Source organism: Pectobacterium brasiliense, assembly GCF_013449685.1.
Lineage (GTDB): Bacteria > Pseudomonadota > Gammaproteobacteria > Enterobacterales > Enterobacteriaceae > Pectobacterium > Pectobacterium brasiliense_A.
In genome coordinates this window covers 110,335-130,339 of the sequence record NZ_JACDSF010000010.1, presented here as the reverse complement: position 1 = coordinate 130,339, position 20,005 = coordinate 110,335, and the positions used below count along the sequence as shown (strand labels likewise).

Annotated in this window: 16 protein-coding genes and 2 pseudogenes; 3 read left to right on the top strand and 15 right to left on the bottom strand. The window is 52.6% G+C overall.

The features are described 5' to 3' along the window. Positions 1-18: 18 nt before the first annotated feature. A pseudogene (locus tag H0248_RS22600) lies at positions 19-1,031 on the bottom strand (IS110 family transposase). 98 nt (positions 1,032-1,129) lie between these two features. Next, positions 1,130-1,291 (bottom strand): annotated as a pseudogene (locus H0248_RS04825) (IS630 family transposase); the annotation flags it as partial. Between the two features lie 292 nt (positions 1,292-1,583). Between H0248_RS04825 and mutS the strand changes: the two are divergent. Beyond that, positions 1,584-4,148, top strand: coding sequence for a DNA mismatch repair protein MutS (gene mutS, locus H0248_RS04820; protein ID WP_180784955.1), 2,565 nt, complete (start codon positions 1,584-1,586; stop codon positions 4,146-4,148). A gap of 56 nt (positions 4,149-4,204) precedes the next feature. On the opposite strand, the gene nlpE is transcribed toward mutS, so the two are convergent. Both nlpE and H0248_RS04810 read right to left on the bottom strand, forming a co-directional pair. Next, complete coding sequence (gene nlpE, locus H0248_RS04815) at positions 4,205-4,900, bottom strand: envelope stress response activation lipoprotein NlpE (protein WP_180784962.1); 696 nt, start codon at positions 4,898-4,900, stop codon at positions 4,205-4,207. Positions 4,901-4,973: 73 nt separating this feature from the next. Beyond that, on the bottom strand, positions 4,974-5,528 hold the full coding sequence (locus H0248_RS04810) for a YaeQ family protein (RefSeq protein WP_180784954.1): 555 nt from the start codon (positions 5,526-5,528) through the stop codon (positions 4,974-4,976). Between the two features lie 240 nt (positions 5,529-5,768). On the opposite strand from H0248_RS04810, the gene H0248_RS04805 reads away from it, so the two are divergent. Continuing rightward, on the top strand, positions 5,769-5,969 hold the full coding sequence (locus H0248_RS04805; protein ID WP_010285748.1) for a YaeP family protein: 201 nt from the start codon (positions 5,769-5,771) through the stop codon (positions 5,967-5,969). Further along, the gene (rof, locus tag H0248_RS04800) at positions 5,956-6,216 is read left to right on the top strand and encodes a Rho-binding antiterminator (protein WP_029367608.1); all 261 of its coding nucleotides are present in this window, start codon (positions 5,956-5,958) and stop codon (positions 6,214-6,216) included. The genes H0248_RS04805 and rof overlap by 14 nt, the downstream gene beginning before the upstream one ends. Positions 6,217-6,357: 141 nt before the next feature. Here the strand turns inward: rof and tilS are convergent, their stop codons facing one another. The 11 genes from tilS to bamA all read right to left on the bottom strand — a co-directional run bounded on the left by tilS (position 6,358) and on the right by bamA (position 20,005). Continuing rightward, a complete protein-coding gene (gene tilS, locus H0248_RS04795; protein ID WP_180784953.1) occupies positions 6,358-7,692 on the bottom strand; it encodes a tRNA lysidine(34) synthetase TilS in 1,335 nt (444 codons plus the stop codon). After that, positions 7,682-8,071 (bottom strand): VOC family protein, encoded by a 390-nt coding sequence (locus H0248_RS04790; RefSeq protein WP_180784952.1) that lies wholly within the window; start codon positions 8,069-8,071, stop codon positions 7,682-7,684. Before H0248_RS04790 ends, tilS begins: the two co-directional genes overlap by 11 nt. A gap of 126 nt (positions 8,072-8,197) precedes the next feature. Next, positions 8,198-9,157 carry an acetyl-CoA carboxylase carboxyl transferase subunit alpha gene (gene accA / locus H0248_RS04785; RefSeq protein WP_010296434.1) on the bottom strand — a complete coding sequence of 320 codons (960 nt, stop codon included), beginning with the start codon at positions 9,155-9,157 and terminating at the stop codon, positions 8,198-8,200. 12 nt (positions 9,158-9,169) lie between these two features. Beyond that, entirely contained in the window at positions 9,170-12,652 is a 3,483-nt protein-coding gene (gene dnaE, locus H0248_RS04780) for a DNA polymerase III subunit alpha (protein ID WP_180784951.1), read from the bottom strand. Positions 12,653-12,737: 85 nt separating this feature from the next. Continuing rightward, positions 12,738-13,334: a ribonuclease HII gene (gene rnhB / locus H0248_RS04775; RefSeq protein WP_180784950.1), complete on the bottom strand. Its 597-nt coding sequence runs from the start codon at positions 13,332-13,334 to the stop codon at positions 12,738-12,740. A gap of 20 nt (positions 13,335-13,354) precedes the next feature. Then, positions 13,355-14,506, bottom strand: a complete 1,152-nt coding sequence (lpxB, locus tag H0248_RS04770) for a lipid-A-disaccharide synthase (protein WP_180784949.1) — start codon at positions 14,504-14,506, stop codon at positions 13,355-13,357. Positions 14,507-14,509: 3 nt separating this feature from the next. Next, complete coding sequence (lpxA, locus tag H0248_RS04765) at positions 14,510-15,298, bottom strand: acyl-ACP--UDP-N-acetylglucosamine O-acyltransferase (protein WP_010284845.1); 789 nt, start codon at positions 15,296-15,298, stop codon at positions 14,510-14,512. 4 nt (positions 15,299-15,302) lie between these two features. After that, positions 15,303-15,776 carry a 3-hydroxyacyl-ACP dehydratase FabZ gene (fabZ, locus tag H0248_RS04760; protein ID WP_172644777.1) on the bottom strand — a complete coding sequence of 158 codons (474 nt, stop codon included), beginning with the start codon at positions 15,774-15,776 and terminating at the stop codon, positions 15,303-15,305. A gap of 83 nt (positions 15,777-15,859) precedes the next feature. Continuing rightward, on the bottom strand, positions 15,860-16,882 hold the full coding sequence (gene lpxD, locus H0248_RS04755) for a UDP-3-O-(3-hydroxymyristoyl)glucosamine N-acyltransferase (protein ID WP_180784948.1): 1,023 nt from the start codon (positions 16,880-16,882) through the stop codon (positions 15,860-15,862). Between the two features lie 3 nt (positions 16,883-16,885). Further along, positions 16,886-17,383, bottom strand: coding sequence for a molecular chaperone Skp (gene skp, locus H0248_RS04750; RefSeq protein WP_180784947.1), 498 nt, complete (start codon positions 17,381-17,383; stop codon positions 16,886-16,888). Between the two features lie 177 nt (positions 17,384-17,560). Beyond that, a complete protein-coding gene (gene bamA, locus H0248_RS04745) occupies positions 17,561-20,005 on the bottom strand; it encodes an outer membrane protein assembly factor BamA (protein WP_180784946.1) in 2,445 nt (814 codons plus the stop codon).

The window sequence follows — 20,005 nt, the reverse complement described above, 5'->3', positions numbered from 1 at the left end:
TTCTTATAAATCACACTGTTACTTAGCAACATAATCTGTTCTCTGGTTCACTAGAGCCCAGGCCACTCTGGCATTCTTGTTCGCCAGCGCCACTACGGCTTTATTCACACCGCTCCGAACAATAATACCTTTCAGCCACCTCTGGATTGCGCTACACCGTTCATCTGGGAGATTAACCGTACGATAAACCACGGAGCGGGCACCATGAATAAGCAAGCCGCGCAGATAACCATCACCACGTTTGGTTATTCCCAGAAGTCTGGTTTTACCTCCGCTGCTGTGCTCACAGGGCACTAACCCCAGATAACTGGCAAAATGTCGGCCATTAGTAAAATCCCTACTGTCACCCAGAGCTATCGCCAGTGCCGATGCGCCTAATGGCCCAATACCCGGAATATTCTCCAACCGGCGTGTATCCTCGTTTTGTGCACTCATCTGCTTCAGGCGTACATCCAGCGTTTTAATTCGTTGCTGGCAGTCTTGAAGCTCCAGCAACATCTCTTGGAATAGTTCCCGCTGAGCGTGGTGAGTTCATTTTCTGCATCTTCCAGATAATAAGGTAGGCAGGCCATGACTTTATGGGCGGCTTCCGGTATAGCGATACCATATTCCAGACTCAGCCCCCTGATCTGATTAATCAGCGCTGTTCTGTTTTTCATCAGCAGCTGACGAACCCAGTGCAGACATTGAATATCCTGCTGCTCAATGCTTTTTCCCGGTATATAGCGCATTCCTGGACGACTGTCAGCCTCAACGATAGCGGTAGCGTCATTTTTGTCGTTTTTATTTCCCATTCGGAAGGGCGACACGTACTGCGGACTGATTTGTCTGACGTCATGCCCGAATGTTTTAAACTGGCGGGACCAGTAATTTGCGCTACCACACGCTTCCATCACAATTCTGGACGAGGGTTGCTGAGCAATAAAAGCCATCAGCTTTTCGCGGGTGATCATTTTGTTAGCTTTCTTCTCACCCTGTATAGAAACGATATGTACTTGGAAAACTCGCTTTGCCAGGTCAATTCCGATAATTTATTCCATGGGACACCTCTTCATTTTGCTGTTAGTTTGCACTTACAGCATGGTTCACTGAAGCCGGTATGGGGAGGTGTCCATTTCATTATTGCATATTACCGCTCCACTTTAGCTAAACCATGTTGATTGCCGGGGAACGGCGAAGCGGCATTCATAAATCGCTTTACCTGTTCCAGTAACTGCCACATATACCGGCACTGATGGTTACGCGTTATGGCTTCGTATCACGACAGCCAGAGCAATTCGATTGTATTCAGCCTTCGCTTTATTGAATGAATACATCAGCCAAACTTGCGAACCGCCTCGCGCGCCTAAGCAATAGAGGAAAAATCGCATACGCATCTCGGTCCCAGTCTGGTAACGTCGTCTGACGCCAAATAACGGCCACCAGTGATAAGATAGCGCATTCGCGGGTGATGTTTTTCATCCGTCAGTCAGTATACTTCTGGCATTCCATTTCAATGCTCAGGTGATGGGCCATCAGCAAGGTTGACCATCACTGCGCCGTCACCTGAACGAACAAAAGCGTTAAGACTGAGTAAAATCAATATGAATGAAGCCACAGAGAAGGACTTCACTGCCCACACTCCCATGATGCAGCAGTACTTTAGGTTAAAGGCTGAACATCCGGAAATCCTGCTGTTTTACCGCATGGGCGATTTTTACGAGCTGTTCTATGACGATGCCAAGCGGGCTTCTCAACTGCTGGATATCTCGCTGACGAAGCGCGGTGCCTCCGCAGGGGAACCGATACCGATGGCGGGCGTTCCTCATCATGCCGTTGAAAACTACCTTGCCAGACTGGTGCAAATGGGCGAATCCGTCGCTATCTGCGAACAGGTTGGCGATCCCGCCACCAGCAAAGGTCCGGTAGAACGCAAAGTTGTACGTATCGTCACGCCAGGAACCATCAGTGACGAAGCGCTATTGCAGGAAAAGCAGGATAACCTGCTAGCCGCAATCTGGCAGGACGGTCGGGGGTTCGGTTATGCCACTCTGGATATCAGCTCAGGACGTTTCCGCGTGAGCGAACCAGACGATCGGGAAACCATGGCGGCTGAGTTACAGCGCACCAATCCGGCAGAGTTACTCTACCCCGAATCTTTCGAGTCCATGGATTTGATCGAAAATCGCCACGGGCTGCGCCGTCGTCCGCTGTGGGAGTTTGAACCGGATACCGCACGCCAGCAGCTTAACCTGCAATTTGGCACCCGCGATCTGACCGGTTTCGGCGTAGAGCAGGCCAAGCTCGCATTACGGGCCGCTGGCTGCCTGCTGCAATACGCAAAAGACACCCAGCGCACCTCGCTGCCGCATATCCGCGGGATTACCATGGAGCGCCAGCAGGACGGCATCATCATGGACGCAGCCACCCGCCGTAACCTTGAACTGACGCAGAATCTGTCCGGCGGCGTGGAGAATACGCTGGCCGCTGTACTGGACTGCACCGTGACGGCAATGGGCAGCCGAATGCTGAAGCGCTGGATTCATATGCCCAGCCGCGATATTGATGCGCTCACACAGCGCCAGCAGGCCATCAGCGCGTTGCAGGACATCACGCCCGATCTGCAACCCTATCTGCGACAGGTCGGCGATCTGGAGCGTATTCTGGCACGGCTCGCGTTGCGCACGGCACGCCCGCGCGATCTGGCTCGTATGCGCCACGCTTTCCAGCAGTTCCCCGATATTCGTGAGCAGCTTGCGCCACTGGATACCGATTCCGTTCGTCGTCTGGTCAGCCTGATTGGGCAATTTGATGAGCTACGTGATTTACTGGAACGCGCCGTTGTCGAAGCACCGCCCGTGCTGGTACGTGACGGCGGTGTCATCGCGCCGGGCTACCATGCAGAGCTGGATGAGTGGCGCGCGCTGGCTGACGGTGCCAGCGATTATCTGGATCGTCTGGAAATTCGCGAACGCGAAAAACTGGGGCTCGATACGCTAAAAGTCGGCTTCAATGGCGTACACGGCTATTACATTCAGGTCAGCCGTGGTCAAAGCCATCTGGTGCCGATCCACTATGTACGCCGCCAGACGCTAAAAAACGCCGAACGCTATATCATCCCCGAACTGAAAGAGTACGAAGACAAGGTTCTGACCTCGAAGGGAAAAGCGCTGGCGCTGGAAAAAGCGCTCTATGATGAGCTTTTCGATCTGCTGTTGCCTCATCTCGCCGAACTTCAGCAAAGCGCCGCCGCGTTGGCAGAATTGGACGTTCTGACGAATCTGGCTGAACGTGCCGATACGCTGAATTACGTCTGCCCGACGCTGAGTGATAAGCCCGGCATCAAAATTACGGGCGGTCGTCACCCCGTCGTCGAGCAGGTGCTTCGTGAGCCGTTTATTTCTAACCCCCTATCGCTAGCACCACAGCGTCGTATGCTGATTATCACCGGCCCCAACATGGGCGGGAAAAGTACCTATATGCGTCAGGCCGCACTGATTGTGCTGATGGCGCATATCGGCTGCTTTGTGCCTGCGGATCAGGCGGTCATTGGCCCCGTCGATCGTATTTTCACTCGTGTGGGTGCCGCCGACGATCTGGCTTCCGGCCGCTCTACCTTCATGGTCGAAATGACAGAAACAGCGAATATTCTGCACAATGCCACGGAAAACAGCCTAGTATTGATGGACGAAATCGGTCGCGGAACCTCAACTTATGACGGCCTGTCGCTGGCCTGGGCCTGTGCCGAAAATCTGGCGAACCGCATCAAAGCGATGACGCTGTTTGCAACACACTACTTTGAACTGACCACTCTGCCGGAAAAAATGGAAGGCGTGGTGAATGTGCATTTAGATGCGCGCGAACACGGTGATACCATCGCCTTCATGCACAGCGTACAAGATGGCGCAGCCAGCAAAAGTTATGGCCTTGCCGTCGCCGCACTGGCTGGCGTACCAAAAGAAGTGATTAAGCGCGCGCGCCAGAAGCTGAAGGAGCTGGAAACGCTATCGAATAATGCGTCATCCAGCCATATCGATGGCGCACAGCTAGCGCTGCTGAGTAATGACGAACCGTCACCAGCAATGGAAGCGCTGGAAGCCATCGATCCTGATGCGCTCACGCCGCGTCAGGCATTGGATTGGCTTTATCAGCTAAAGAAAATGCTCTAACGCGTAATCGATACAAAAAGGCACTGGAATCAGTGCCTTTTCTTTTTAACGCTGCGTTAGTCTATCTGTGTATTGCAGTTTGCTCGCGCGTTCATGCGGGCGTTATCGCTGCTGTTAGGGACCACCGCTTTCACCCTCTGCCCTTCTTCCATTGATGGAATCACGGCAAAATGCGCGGTAAAGGAAACCAGCACCGGTTCACCTGCCGATGCCGTCGTACGAAGATACAGCCTTTCCAGCACGGCATTACTCGCCACCACAAACGTTTTTCCGGTTGCGCAGTCAGAGAACGTTGCTGCATCCGCCAGATAGCGGTACATGCCCTTCATCGACATCGGCGTATCCGGCAATGCCTGCTTGGTTGCCGTCAGTTGGCGAGGAAGAGAAGAATTAATGGGCAACCCTTGCTGATCCAGCATTTCAAGAGAGTTATCAACCGGGCGGAAGTAACGTTTTTCGCCCGCGCTATCCGTCAACACCAGCTTGTCTGCGGTACGTCGCCATTGCCCATAGGACGCGAACGTGTTGTTGCCCTCTCGTGTCGTTTGATACTGTTCGCGAAGAACAAAAGTCCCGTCTTTTTCCAAAAACAGTGACGTATCAATCCCTCCGCAGTCCGCGCAGGGTAAAACGCCACGATAACTTTGTGCCATTGGTTTAAGGGGTTCTTCCTGAACTTGCGAGCGGGTATGACACCCGATCAACCCAGAAATCCCTGCAATCAACAGCACACCGATAGCCAGTTTTTTCATCATTATTTTCCTGCCGTCTCTGCCCTGTTTTTATCGTTCTTACTCAACGATCTGGAATATATCCAATCTGTTATCATCCCTGAGTCTGAGGAATTTTCCACTCAGAAAATGCTATTTCCAGACTATTCTTATCGTCAGACAACCAGATCGTGCCGTCCTGTATCGTTGCCTGCAATGACATAGTGCGCTGAACCAGTCCGGCAAGCTGAGCCAGCTGATTATCATCCAGAAAACGGATAGCCAGATTCTTGTACCCGGAGACCTTACTCGATATCGCATTCCACCAAACCTGCGCCGCACGCTCACTATAGGCGTATAGCACCACGGAACGGGACTGGTTGCAGGCTTTCTTGAGCCGTTTTTCATCCGGCAGGCCCAGCTCAATCCACAATTCCAGTTCCATCGTATCGTTACGTCGCCAGATTTCCGGCTCATCATCTGCGCTGAGCCCTTTGGTAAAACGCAGATTTTCATCAGCATGGCAAATCCACGCTAAAAGCCGCAGCATCATACGCTGCTCGGTTTCAGACGGATGCTGCGCTATCGTCAGGTTCGCGTCGTGAAAAAAATTCCGATCCATATCGGCAATATTGATTGCTGCTTTGTAAACCGTTGCTTTTAATGCCATCAGTGACCTCGTATTTATTCCCCCCTAGTTTACTTGAGTTAGCGCCATCCTCACAGTAAAGGTGATATCTGCCACGTAACCGATAGATTAGGCCTCTAAGGACTACTGATATCCTGTTAGTGCCTATGCTATAGTCGGTTTGATAAATAGAGTTTATCTTCGTAGGCTTACAACATCGCGCACCGCAGCTAGTGATGATGCATGAATATCTACCGAGCTAAGCTTTTAAGGGAGGATATAGTGCAAGAATACTGTGAATTAGTACGTCGCTTATACGCAGAGATCGCCAGTGGCGATCTGGGCTATATACCCGATTCGCTGGGTTGTGTTTTAAAAACCCTGGATGGCATTGCCGCGAATGATGCGTTGCCATCCTCCGTCAGGGAACAGGCCGCTTTTGCCGCCGCTAACTTATTGGTGAGTGATTATGTCAATGAGTAATGAATATCAACCCATCAACTGTGATGATTACGACAGCCTGGAAGCCACCTGTCAGCAGAATTTGACGCTGACGCTGGAACTACGCAATGGTGAAGTTGTGACCGGTAAAGCCAGTGATATGATCTCACGTAAGCAGGTCGAATATCTGGTGATTGAAGCCTCAGGCACAACGCGCGAGCTACGTCTCGACCACATCGTCAGTTTCAGTCATCCTGAAATCGGGAAGGTCGTCGTCAGCGAATCCTGACAGATTTCTCCTTTCATTCAGCGGCAAACGCTGAACCAACGCTTCCAAAACGGACAACGCAGGTTGTCCGTTTTTATTTCAGCGCTTGCCTCAGCGTCAGGCTTTTCCCTCAGTTTTTTCCCTAGCTTATTTTTCCCAAACTTACTTTTCCCAAACAATGCGCCATACAGGCTGGTTTTCTCTCGCCTGCCCTTCTCGCGTGACGAATCGTCCCACTGCCGCAATCAGTTGCTCGTTGTAGAACACCAGCGGCGTACGGTCGCGCCACCAGGGCGGGACGCTCAGCTCCTGCCAGAGTTTCTTGATTTGTCGCCCGTGGGCTCTGCCGACAATATGCACAGTTCCTTGGGTCGAAAAACGGATACTCACTGACTCATCGTTTTCCGGCGCGCGAATCTCCACGCCGCTATCGGCCAGTGACAGCGTGCCCAGATTATCGGGTAGCGACAACGGGCATGACGGCGACTGCCACGGGATAATTTGGTCTTTGAGTGACGGCATCAGCGGCAGCAGATAGAGATGCTGACGAAAACGACGGATCTGCATCTGATTCAGTTGCAATACCGGTTCCGCATCCTGACGGCTCGTCGCCACCTCATCCCAGAGGCGTTGTAGCTGTTCACGCGCGGGCATCATCGCCCCTCGCTGCGCCAGCCAGCGACGCAGGAGAGCAAAACGACGCACCGGACTTAGCGTTACCAGACCGTCAATATTCAGCGCGCCATCCGGCTGGCATAACGCCTGCAATGACTCCTCCAGTAGCTCATCTAGCAGCTGTTCCTGTTCGGCACAAAGCTCGGCGCTACGCGCGACGGCGGAGGAGAAATGCGGCCAGCGCTGCGTCAATCGCGGCAAGATCTGACGACGTAGAAAATTGCGGTCGAAACGTTCATCCTGATTGCTGTCGTCTTCAATCCAGTCAAGCTGATGCCGCTGCGCATAGGCTTCCAACTGCAAGCGAGAAATGCCTAACAGCGGACGTACAAGACGATGATGACCGAGCGTACTTTGAGCCGCCATCGCAGATAACCCAGCAGGCCCGCTTCCGCGTTTAAGCGCCAGTAAAAAAGTTTCGCTCTGGTCGTCAAGGTGCTGCGCCGTCAGCAAGGTTTCCCCGTCTTGCAGATGCGCTCGCAAAGCCTGATAACGTGCCGTTCGGGCCGCGGCTTCGATACCGCCGTTCTGCGCCTCAACCGTTACCAACAGCGAGGCAAAGGGCACCTGCCAGCGTTCACACTGCTGACGACAATGTCCAGCCCAGCTATCAGCCAGCGGATTTAAGCCATGGTGAATATAAGCCGCACGAATGGGTAGCCCAAAACGCTGACGCAGAGCCACCAGCAGATGCAATAGCACGCTAGAATCCAGACCACCGCTGTAGGCCAGCAGGATCGACCCGCATCCGGCTGTTTGCGTCGCGATAGTCTGGAGCAATCGATCATCAGGTTCGGTGCGGTCCACGGTATCAGATCTCATACAGTTCTAAAGGCAAGCCGTCAGGATCGGAGAAAAAGGTGAAGCGCTGCTGCGTTTCAGGATCGATCCGGACAGGTTCACACATAACGCCAGCCTGTTCCAGCGAGGCGACAGCTTGTTCAATGTCAGCCACCGCAAAAGCCAGATGGCGCAGGCCGCAGGCTTCCGGGCGGCTCACGCGCGCAGGTGGGTGGGGGAAAGAAAATAGTTCAATGGTATAACGCCCATTCAGCGAGAGATCCCCTTTCCACGACTGCCGCGCTTCACGGTAGACTTCGTTATTCAACGTAAACCCCAGCACATCACAGTAAAACGCCTTGCTGCGTGCATAGTCAGAGGCAATCACCGCAATGTGATGGACATCGAGCAGCTTCAGCATGCTTCAAACCCTCATAGCAAAAAATCCGCTGTCATTTCTGACAACGGATTTTCAAAGTAACGCCAGAATCGCCTGATTGATAACACATCAATCAGACAATCTCCTTATCAGCAATCACCGCTGTACTTAACAGTAACCATAGTTCATCAAACGCTGATAACGGCGGTTCAACAGCTCTTCTTCTGTCAGGCCATCGAGGTCGAGCAGATCGGCCAGCAGCTGTGCTTTCAGAGATTCTGCCATCGCTGGGACGTTACGGTGCGCCGAACCCAACGGCTCAGGGATCACGGTATCGATCAGTTTCAGCTCTTTCAGACGCGGCGCAATAATGCCCATGGCTTCTGCTGCCAACGGCGCTTTATCTGCGCTCTTCCACAGGATAGACGCACAGCCTTCCGGTGAAATCACCGAGTAGGTGCTGTACTGCAGCATGTTGACCTTGTCGCCCACGCCGATAGCCAATGCACCACCGGAACCACCTTCACCGATAACGGTACAGATGATTGGCACACGCAGCGTCGACATTTCACGCAGGTTGCGCGCGATAGCCTCAGACTGACCGCGTTCTTCTGCGCCCACACCCGGATAAGCTCCCGGCGTGTCGATGAAGGTGATGATCGGCATCTTGAAGCGATCGGCCATTTCCATCAGGCGCAGCGCTTTGCGATAGCCTTCCGGTGCAGGCATGCCGAAATTACGGCGAATCTTTTCTTTGGTCTCACGCCCTTTCTGATGACCAATGATCATCACCGGACGCCCATCCAAACGAGCAATCCCGCCAACAATGGCTTTATCATCGGCATAGGCACGATCGCCAGCCAACTCATCAAAGTCGGTAAAGATATGCTTAATATAATCAAGCGTATAAGGACGTTGTGGATGGCGCGCTAATTGCGCAACCTGCCAGGCACCCAAATCGGCGAAGATTTTGCGCGTCAGTTCAACGCTCTTCTCACGCAGGCGCTGGACTTCTTCGTCCAGATTAATATCTAATTTTTCGTCTTGACGGCTGACTGCGGTCAGCGAGTCAATTTTCGCTTCCAACTCTGCAATCGGCTGCTCAAAATCAAGAAAATTCAGACTCATAGTATTCCTATATTAGTCAAATTCCAGTTCCACCTGCTCATTACCCACTAATGTGCGCAGCTCGTTCAGTAGCGCATCGGCAGGCGTTACACGCCATGCTGCGCCGAAACGTAGTCGGGCGCGCGCATCTTCACGCTGGTAATAGAGATGCACTGGGATCGTCCCCGATCGGTGGGGTTCCAACGATTGGCGGAGACGGTTTAATAGCTGGTCATCAATTTGCCTGTCAGTCAGCGAGATAGCAAGCCCGCGCGCGTATTTTTCCCGCGCTTCACTGATATCCATTAACTCTCGGACGGTCATTTTAAGCCCGCCGCTGAAGTCATCAAAGCTGACCTGTCCACTGGCGATAAGGATACGGTCTTTCTCAAGTAAATGCTGATATTTTTCCAATGCATCGGTAAACAGCATTATCTCAAGACGACCGGAACGATCGTCCAATGTACAGACACCAATACGGTTACCCCGCTTGGTGACCATGACGCGGGCCGCTAACACCAGCCCAACGGCAGTGGTCATTTTACCCCGATCCGTCGGGTGCATATCTTTCAAACGCACGCCACCGGCATAGCGTTCAATTTCCTTAATATATTGCGTGATCGGGTGGCCGGTCAGGTACAGCCCCAGCGTTTCCCGTTCACCATCCAGCACCACCTGCTCCGGCCACGGCGGCACCGTACTGTAGGATTGCTCAACCTGTTCAGGCGCATCGGCCAGCACGCCGAACATATCCACCTGACCAATCGCTTCCGCTTTCGCATGCTGATCGGCAGCCTTCAGCGCATCAGGCAATGAATTCATCAACGCGGCGCGATGCGGCCCCAGACGGTCAAACGCCCCAGACATAATCAGCTTTTCCAGCACGCGGCGGTTCAGCTTTTTAATGTCAGTACGCGCGCAGAGATCAAACAGCTCTCTAAAATAGCCGCCCTCATTACGCGCTTCGATAATCGCCTCAATCGGGCCTTCACCCACGCCTTTAATCGCACCGATGCCGTAAACAATCTCGCCATCGTCATTAACGTGGAAGTGATACAGCCCGCTGTTGATATCCGGAGGCAGGATTTTTAACCCCATCCGCCAGCATTCATCAACCAGGCCGACCACTTTATCCGTGTTGTCCATATCGGCCGTCATTACGGCCGCCATGAATTCTGCCGGATAGTGCGCCTTCAGCCATAGCGTTTGGTAAGACACCAACGCATAGGCCGCGGAGTGAGATTTATTAAAGCCATAACCGGCGAATTTTTCCACCAGGTCAAAAATCTTAACCGCCAATTCGCCGTTCACGCCGCGAGATTTGGCACCATCTTCGAAGCCACCACGCTGCTTCGCCATTTCGACTGGGTTCTTTTTCCCCATCGCACGACGCAGCATATCCGCGCCGCCCAGCGTATAGCCTGCCAGAACCTGCGCAATCTGCATGACCTGTTCCTGATACAGGATAATGCCGTAGGTCGGCTCCAGCACAGGCTTAAGTGACTCGTGCTGCCATTCGATATCAGGATACGAAATCGCTTCACGACCGTGCTTACGGTCGATGAAGTTATCTACCATGCCGGATTGCAACGGGCCGGGGCGGAACAACGCCACCAGTGCGATCATATCTTCAAAGCAGTCGGGCTTAAGGCGTTTGATCAGGTCTTTCATGCCGCGCGATTCAAGCTGGAATACCGCTGTGGTTTCCGAGCGTTGCAGCATGTCGAAGCTTTTCTTATCGTCGAGCGGAATCGCCGCAATATCAATCGGCTCCAGCCCTTGCTTCGCGCGACGGGCGTTAATCATCCCCAGCGCCCAGTCGATGATGGTCAGCGTACGCAGGCCAAGGAAGTCGAACTTCACCAGCCCAGCATATTCCACGTCGTTCTTATCGAACTGGGTAACCGGATGGTTCCCTTCCGCATCGCAATACAGCGGCGCGAAATCGGTAATCTTGGTGGGGGATATCACCACCCCACCCGCATGTTTACCCGCGTTACGCGTTACCCCTTCGAGCTTACGCGCCATATCGATGAGAGCCTTAACTTCCTCATCGGCTTCATAAATTTCCGGCAGTTGCGGTTCAGCTGCAAACGCTTTTTCGAGCGTCATGCCCGGATCGGGCGGCACCAGCTTTGAAATACGATCGACAAACCCATAAGGGTGCCCAAGCACGCGCCCTACGTCACGAATAACCGCTTTCGCCGCCATCGTACCGAAGGTGATAATCTGCGATACCGCATCACGCCCGTACATTTCCGCGACGTGATCGATGACCTTGTCGCGTTTTTCCATACAGAAATCGACGTCAAAGTCAGGCATGGAAACACGTTCAGGATTGAGGAAGCGTTCGAACAGCAGGTCGAATTCCAGCGGATCCAGATCGGTGATTTTCAGCGCATAGGCCACTAACGAACCCGCACCGGAACCACGTCCCGGTCCAACAGGCACATCGTTATCCTTCGACCACTGAATAAATTCCATTACGATCAGGAAGTAGCCGGGGAATCCCATCTGGTTGATAACGCCCAGCTCAATATCCAGACGCTCATCATATTCAGGCCGGCGCTCAGCGCGCACTTCCGGATCGGGGAACAGGAATTCGAGACGCTCCTCCAACCCCTTTTTCGAGCACTGAACCAGAAAATCTTCCGTACTCATGTCGCCCGTTGGGAACTGCGGCAGGAAATATTCACCCAGACGAATCGTTACGTTACAACGCTTGGCAATTTCAACGCTGTTCGCCAGCGCTTCGGGGATATCCGCAAACAGCTCGCACATTTCCTCTTCGGAACGCATGTACTGCTGTGGGCTGTAATTGCGTGGACGCTTGGGATCGTCAAGCGTGTAGCCATCATGAATGGCCACACGGATTTCGTGAGCGTCAAAATCATCGGTGCTGATAAAACACACTTCATTGGTTGCCACCACGGGCACCCCGTGCTTCGTCGCCAATTCGACGGCAGCATGCAAATAGCTTTCTTCATCGGGGCGGGACGTGCGGATCAGTTCCAGATAGTAACGCTGGGGGAAGTGTTCCTGATAGAAGGCCAGACACTGTTCGGCCTGCGTCTGGTTACCACGCAGCAAAAATCGACCGACATCACCCCGGCGGCCGCCAGACAGTAAAATCAGCCCTTCCTGATGTTCAACAAGCCAATCCCGGTCAATCGTCGGCCCGGCAGCGCCATAACCTCGTTGATAAGCATGGGAAATCAACAGCGTAAGATTTTGGTAGCCAGCATTATTCATGGCCAGGACGGTAAGATGCGCGAGCTCATCCCCCAATTCGTCGCTTTCGACACAGAAATCTGCGCCGATAATGGGCTTGATTCCCGCGCCATGCGCGCCGCCATAGAATTTAACCAGCCCACACAGGTTGGTAAAATCAGTAATCGCCAGCGCTGGCATCCCGAGTGCCGCCGCTTTTTTTACCAGCGGACCGACTTTGGCTAGCCCATCGATCATGGAATAGTCACTGTGCACACGCAGGTGAACAAAACGTGGTTCGGCCATCTCCAGATCCCAGAATTTATCGATTAGTCAGCATGGCAACGGCACGCTTACGTGCCCACGCCATACCGAGAGTTAATGATGATGTTTACGCCAGACCTAATGCACGTCTGACTGGCGCGAAGCTCCGACGGTGAAACTCAGTGGCGCCCAGTGCGGCCAGTTTCTCCAGATGAAAAGCCGTTGGATAGCCTTTGTGTTGGGCAAAACCATAAGCGGGGAAGCGTTGATCCAACTCGACCATCTCACGATCGCGAGTCACTTTCGCCATAATCGAGGCCGCGCTGATTTCTGCCACGCGGCTATCCCCTTTTACGACCGCCTGAGCGGGCATCGGCAAAGCCGGGCAACGATTGCCATCAATGAGAACAAAATCAGGCACGACAGACAACCCGGCAACCGCACGCTGCATTGCCAGCATGGTAGCATGCAGGATATTCAATTGGTCAATCTCTTCCGGCTCCGCACGGCCAAGGCTCCACGCCAATGCCTTCTCTTTGATTTCATCATAGAGCGACAGTCGACGTTTTTCACTCAGCTTTTTGGAGTCCGCCAGCCCGACAATTGGCCTAGTCGGGTCAAGAATCACCGCAGCCGTCACGACCGCACCAACCAAAGGGCCACGGCCCACTTCATCAACACCAGCGATACAGCTCGCCTGCGGATAGACGAATATTTCACTCATGGTCTTATTAACATGGTTTATTAACACGGCTTGACTAATTCCAGCACCGCCTGAGCCGCTTGCTCATCGGCGTTACAGCGGATTTGCTGATGCAAATCCACAAACGTCGCGCGTAGCTCAGCCATTTTTTCTGTATCGGCAAACAGAGGCAGCAGCGCAGCGGCCAGCTTGTCCGGCGTACAGTCCGTCTGTAGCTGTTCGGCCACCAGCTCACGTCCCGCCAGTAAATTCGGCAGAGACACCCACGGTGTTTTGACCAGGCGCTGCGCCAGCCAGAAGGTAAAGGGCTTCATGCGATACCCTACAACCATCGGACATTTAGCCAGCATGCACTCCAGCGCTGCCGTACCCGATGCCAATAGAGCGGCATCACTGGCAATCATCGCTTCTCGCGCTTGCCCATCCAGCAGATGGACGCGTAGATCGGGCGCCACGCTACTTTTTATCCGCTCGAACTGTTCACGGCGCTTGCTGTTGACCAGCGGAACCACGATTTCCAGATCGGGAAAATGCTGGCGCAGTAGCACAGCCGTATTGAGAAAATCTTCACTAAGCATTTCAACTTCTGCACCGCGACTGCCCGGCAGCAACGCCAGACAAGGCACATCCGGTGCAATTCCCAACGTCGCGCGCGCTGCTAGTTTATCGGGATACAGCGGCATCGCATCAGCCATCGTATGGCCGATAAAGCGGCAAGGTACATTGAAACGATCGTAAAACGCTTTTTCAAAAGGCAAAAAAGCCAGCACCAGATTGGTCGCTTTACCTATTTTGAAAACGCGTTTTTGACGCCATGCCCATACGGAAGGGCTGACGTAGTGAATGGTATTGATACCGCGCTTTTTGAGGTTGCCCTCTAGCGTGATATTGAAATCAGGGGCATCAATGCCTACGAAAACATCGGGTTGAAGCTCGCTAAAGCGCTGGGTTAAATCTCGCCGAATTTTCAGCAGGCGGGGAAGTCGTCCAAGCACCTCAACAATGCCCATGACAGCTAGCTCTTCCATCTCGTACCAGGCTTCACAGCCTTCGGCCTGCATACGTGGCCCAGCAACGCCGACAAATCGCGCATCAGGCACCTTTTCTTTAAGCGCTCGGATCAGGCCTGCGCCAAGGATGTCGCCGGAAGTTTCTCCGGCGACCAGCCCAATAGTCAAAGGACGTGATGACATAGATTAACGAATGATGCCGCGAGTAGAACGGGCAAAGAAATCGGTAAACGCCTGCACAGCCGGGTGTTCAGCCGCCAGCGCTTCAATTTCCGGTTTCACTTCGTCCAGTGTTCTGCCGCTGCGGTAGAGGAGCTTGTACGCGTTACGAATCGCGTGCAGGGTGTCTTTTTCGAATCCACGACGCTTCAGGCCTTCAATATTCAGGCCAAACGGCGTGGCATGGTTACCCTGTGCGATCACATATGGCGGCACGTCTTGCGCCACACCGGAACATCCACCAACCATGACGTGAGCACCGATAATGCAGAACTGGTGCACGGCCGTCATCCCACCGATAATCGCAAAATCATCGACGGAAACGTGGCCACCCAGCGTCGCGTTATTCGCCAGAATACAACGATTGCCCACTACGCAGTCATGTGCGATATGCGTGTTGATCATCAACAGGTTATCGCTACCGACTTTAGTCAACCCGCCGCCCTGTGTCGTGCCACGATGAATCGTGACGCTTTCACGGATGCGGTTACGATCGCCAATCTCAACGCGGGTCGGTTCCCCGGCATATTTGAGATCCTGATTCACTTCACCAATTGACGTGAACTGATAGATTTCGTTGTCGCGACCAATTTTAGTGACGCCATTGACGACGACATGTGATTTCAGCACCGTCCCCGCACCGATCTCAACCTGAGAACCGATATAGCAGAACGGGCCAATATGAACGCCAGCACCAATAATGGCACCGTCTTCAACAATCGAACTAGGGTGAATAAAGGCGGTTTGATCAATCACGTTATCAGGACTCCCGACGGCGAGCACACATCATTGACGCTTCACAGGCCACTTCGCCATCAACTTTGGCAACACCTTTAAAGCGCGCAACGCCGCGACGCTCTTTGATGAATTCAACTTCAAGGATCATTTGATCGCCTGGCTGCACGGGGCGCTTAAAGCGCGCTTCGTCTACAGCGGCGAAATAGTACAGCTCACCCGGTTCCAGTTTACCTACGCTTTTAAACGCAAGAATACCAGTGGCCTGAGCCATGGCTTCCAGAATCAGCACGCCGGGGAAAATTGGTTTGCCCGGGAAATGGCCCTGGAAGAAGGGTTCGTTGAAAGAGACGTTTTTCACCGCCCGCAGAAACTTCCCTTCTTCAAAATCCAGTACCCGATCAACCAGCAAAAACGGGAAACGGTGCGGTAATAATTCTAAAATCTCTTCAATATGCAGAGTATGAGTGTCAGTAGTCAAAATACTCTTCCTGTCCATAAAAACTGATGCCATCAACAACACGGCCTGCGCAGACCCTAAATTAGGTGTCTTCAGGCAGGCCGCAAATAAAACGCGAGTGATTAAACGTTATCGACTTTTCGTTCAACGGCTTTCAACCGTTTGCTTATCTCATCAATATTCATCACCAGCGCTGCAGTTTTGCGCCACACTTTGTTGGGTTGCAAAGGAATGCCCGAAGAGTATACCCCAGGTTCTGTGATGGGTCGCATGACCATCCCCATTCCCGTTACCGTCACTTTATCGCAGATCTCCATGTGCCCGTTAATTACGCTGGCACCACCGATCATGCAATAACGACCAATTTTCAAGCTCCCCGCCATAATGACGCCACCCGCTACCGCGGTATTGTCGCCAATCACAACGTTGTGCGCAATCTGACATTGGTTATCAATGATAACACCATTACCAATGACCGTATCATCCAACGCACCACGATCGATGGTTGTGCTCGCACCGATCTCAACCCGATCGCCAATTCTGACTGTACCCAGCTGTGGGATCTTCACCCAGTTGCCGCGATCGTTAGCATAGCCAAAGCCGTCAGAACCGATCACGGTTCCCGACTGGATCAGGCAATGCTCACCCAGCTCAACACGGTGATAAATCGTTACATTTGCCCATAAACGCGTACCGGCACCAATGCGGGCATCTTTACCGATAAAACAGCCAGGGCCAATGACAACACCATCACCCAGCTGTGCGCCAGATTCGATAACGGCATTTGCACCAATGGACACGTTCTGACCCAGCGTCGCGTCTGGAGCAATAACCGCACTCGGTGCAATATCGGTTGCTGGTTGCGGTGTCGTATCCAACAGTTGCGCCATACGCGCATAGGTCAGATAGGGATTCTTCACTACCAGCGCCGCAACCTGACAGTAAGGTAAATCCGCTTCCGTCAGCACGACCACTGACGCTTGCGTCCCGGCCAGTTGCTCACGGTAACGACTGTCGGAAAGAAACGTAATTTGCCCAGTTTTTGCTGAATGCATAGAAGCAACACCGGTGATGACGATATCGCCATCACCGTGTAATTGTGCATCCAACTGTTGAGCTAACGCGTCCAGTCGAATTGAATACATGTATTATTTAACCTGTTTCAGCACATCGGCAGTAATGTCTTTCGCATTGGCGACATACGCAACAGCGTTAGCGTCAATCACAACATCATAACCTTCTTTGGTTGCAACGGCTTTCACGGCATCCTGAATACGGCTCAGGATTTTGTTACGTTCTTCCATCTGACGGCGGCGGTTGTCTTGATCAAAAGCCTGCGCTTTAGTCGAGAACTGCTCGCGCTGCGCCATGACGTCCTTCTCCATTTTGCTGCGATCGCTCGCTTTCATGGTAGAACCATCACGTTGCAGTTTCTGCATCTTGCCCTGTAAATCGTTTTCCATCGATTGCAGTTCAGAAGCACGACCTTTGAATTCATTTTCCAGCTGTTTGCCAACGGTTTCACGCTGCGGCAGCTGTTGGAAAATGCTGGAAACGTTAACAACGGCAATTTTGTCAGCAGCCTGAACGCTGGCTGAAGCAGCCAATGCTAAACCGAGGCCTGCGGCACATAACCACTTTTTCACTATAAACTCCTCAACCTAACCTAATTTGTGTCTTAACACTTTAATTATGAGCATCGCGTCATGGTATGAAGGTCTTATGTTCGACCATTCATACCCATGAACTATTCATATCAACGAAAGGCTCATCTCAACGAATCATGATGCGACATTCCCTGCATACGACCTATTGACGTCACACTACCAGGTTTTACCAATGTTAAACTGGAATTGTTCCGACTTGTCTCCATCGTACTTTTTAACCGGCTGGGCATAGGAGAAGACCAATGGCCCAAGCGGAGACATCCATTGCAACGCGATACCGCTGGAAACACGGAAGTTGCTCGCTTTGCTGTAATCCGGCACACCTGCGTCAATTGTTTCCTGTGTATTTTTCCAGTTGGTATCCCATACCGTACCGCCATCCACAAAGAAGGACGTACGGACGGAGCTCGCGTATTTGTCACTGATAAATGGCGTCGGCACGATCAGTTCCGCACTCAATACCGCCATTGCGTTGCCGCCAACAGCGTCATCTATATTGCTTGAGTCAATCGGGCAACTGGAGTAAGAGTTAAACCCAGAGCCAACAAGGTTCGCTGGACATTTATAATACGCTGCTTTAGGACCAATCGTATTCGACTGGAAGCCACGTACCGTACTGGAACCACCCGCATAGAAGTTGTCGTAGAATGGCACCTCTTTGCTACCGATACCATCCGCAAAACCTGCACGCGTCCGGCCCATCACCACCCAGTTACCGCTGTCGCTCAACGGGTAGTAGCTCGCTGAATCAAACGTCAGTTTGTAGTATTCGTTATCCGAACCCGGTACGGCAATCTTGGCATTCGCAGATGCACGTGTGCCTTTCGTCGGGAAGTAGCCGCGATCCAGATTGTTATACGACCATCCGGTATTCAGGAAGAAGTCGTTCGCTTTGAAGTCAGCGCTGGATTTGACATTCTCGCCAACCACAGATGGATTAACGCCCACGGAATCCAGATAACGCCACATTGCCACCTGCGGTCTCATATCCGACAGATCGTTATGTACATAATCCAGACCGACACGCAGTGAGTTATTCTCGTTAATCGGGAAGCCCAAAGTGCTACCAACGCCATAACTCACGTTAGTGTAGTCGGACAGATCGGCGTCTGATGCCTCAAATTTGTTATAGAATATGCGGCCACCGAGGCTAACGCCATCGACGGTAAAGTACGGGTCGGTCAGTGACAGCTCAACATACGTCTGGTAGTCGTTTTTAGTCCCGCTGATACCAACGGAGTTACCCGTTCCCAGCCAGTTGTCCTGTTGGACCCCAGCCTGGAAGCTCACGCCACTTTCTGTACCGAAACCAACACCAAAGTTGAATGTCCCCGTATTACGCTCTTTGACTTTATACGTGACATCAACCTGATCGGCCACGCCGGGAACACGCTGCGTTTCTACATCAACGCTTTCAAAGTATCCCAGTCGGTTTAAACGCTCTTTGCCCTGCTCAACCAGATCGTTGCCTAACCAAGCACCTTCCATCTGACGCATTTCACGGCGCAGAACGGAGTCTTTAGACGTGTCGTTACCGTCAAAGCGAATATGACGCACATAGAAACGGTTACCGGCATCAACGTTGATGTTTAATTTCACCGTCTTGCCTGCATCATTAATTTCCGGCTGTGTGACCACACGCGGATAGGCATAACCATAACGACCCAGCAGCTTCTTGATGTCCTCTTCCATCCGGGTCACTTTCGTCCCGTTGTAGAGTTCACCCGGTTCAATCTTCGTCAACCCTTCGATTTCCGCAGAGTGACCAGCCAGATTGCCTTTCACCGCTACGCCGGACAGCTTGTACTGCTCGCCTTCCGTCATATTGATGGTGATGTAGATGCCTTTTTTATCTGGCGTCAGGCTCACCTGTGTGGAATCGATGTTGAAACGCGCATAGCCGCGATCCAGATAGAAACTCCGTAACGTTTCCAGATCGCCAGACAGTTTTTGTTTCTGGTATTTACGATCGCCGACCACGTTCCACCACGGCACTTCATCACGCAGTTGGAAACGAGAGATCAATTCGTCGGAACTGAACGCTTTGTTACCGACAATATTAATCTGCTGGATCTTGGCGGAAACGCCTTCCGTGAAGACCAGTTTCAGGTCTACGCGGTTACGCGGGAGTGGCGTGACAACGGCTTTAACCGACGCACTGTACTTGCCCACGCTGTAGTAGAAATCTTCCAGTCCTTTTTCGATGCTGGTGAGCGCAGTGCGGTCTAACGCTTCACCGACGCGCACGCCAGAGGCCTCCAGGTTTTCTTTCAGCATGTCGTCTTTGACTGACTTATTGCCGGAAAACGTGACGCTGGCGATGGTTGGACGTTCTTTCACCTGCACAATCAGCGTTTCGCCATCGCGCAGGACACGAACATCTTCAAAATTTCCGGTCGCAAACAAGGCACGGATGGTGTTACCGATATCATCGTCACCGATGGTATCACCAACGCGGACTGGCATACTGAGTAATGCCGCCCCGACGGCAACCCTTTGCAGGCCCTCGAAATGAATGTCCTTCACTACGAACCCGTCTGCACCGTATACGGTTGCGCTGCTAAACAGCAGCGACGCTATGAGCAACTTTTTGATCGCCAT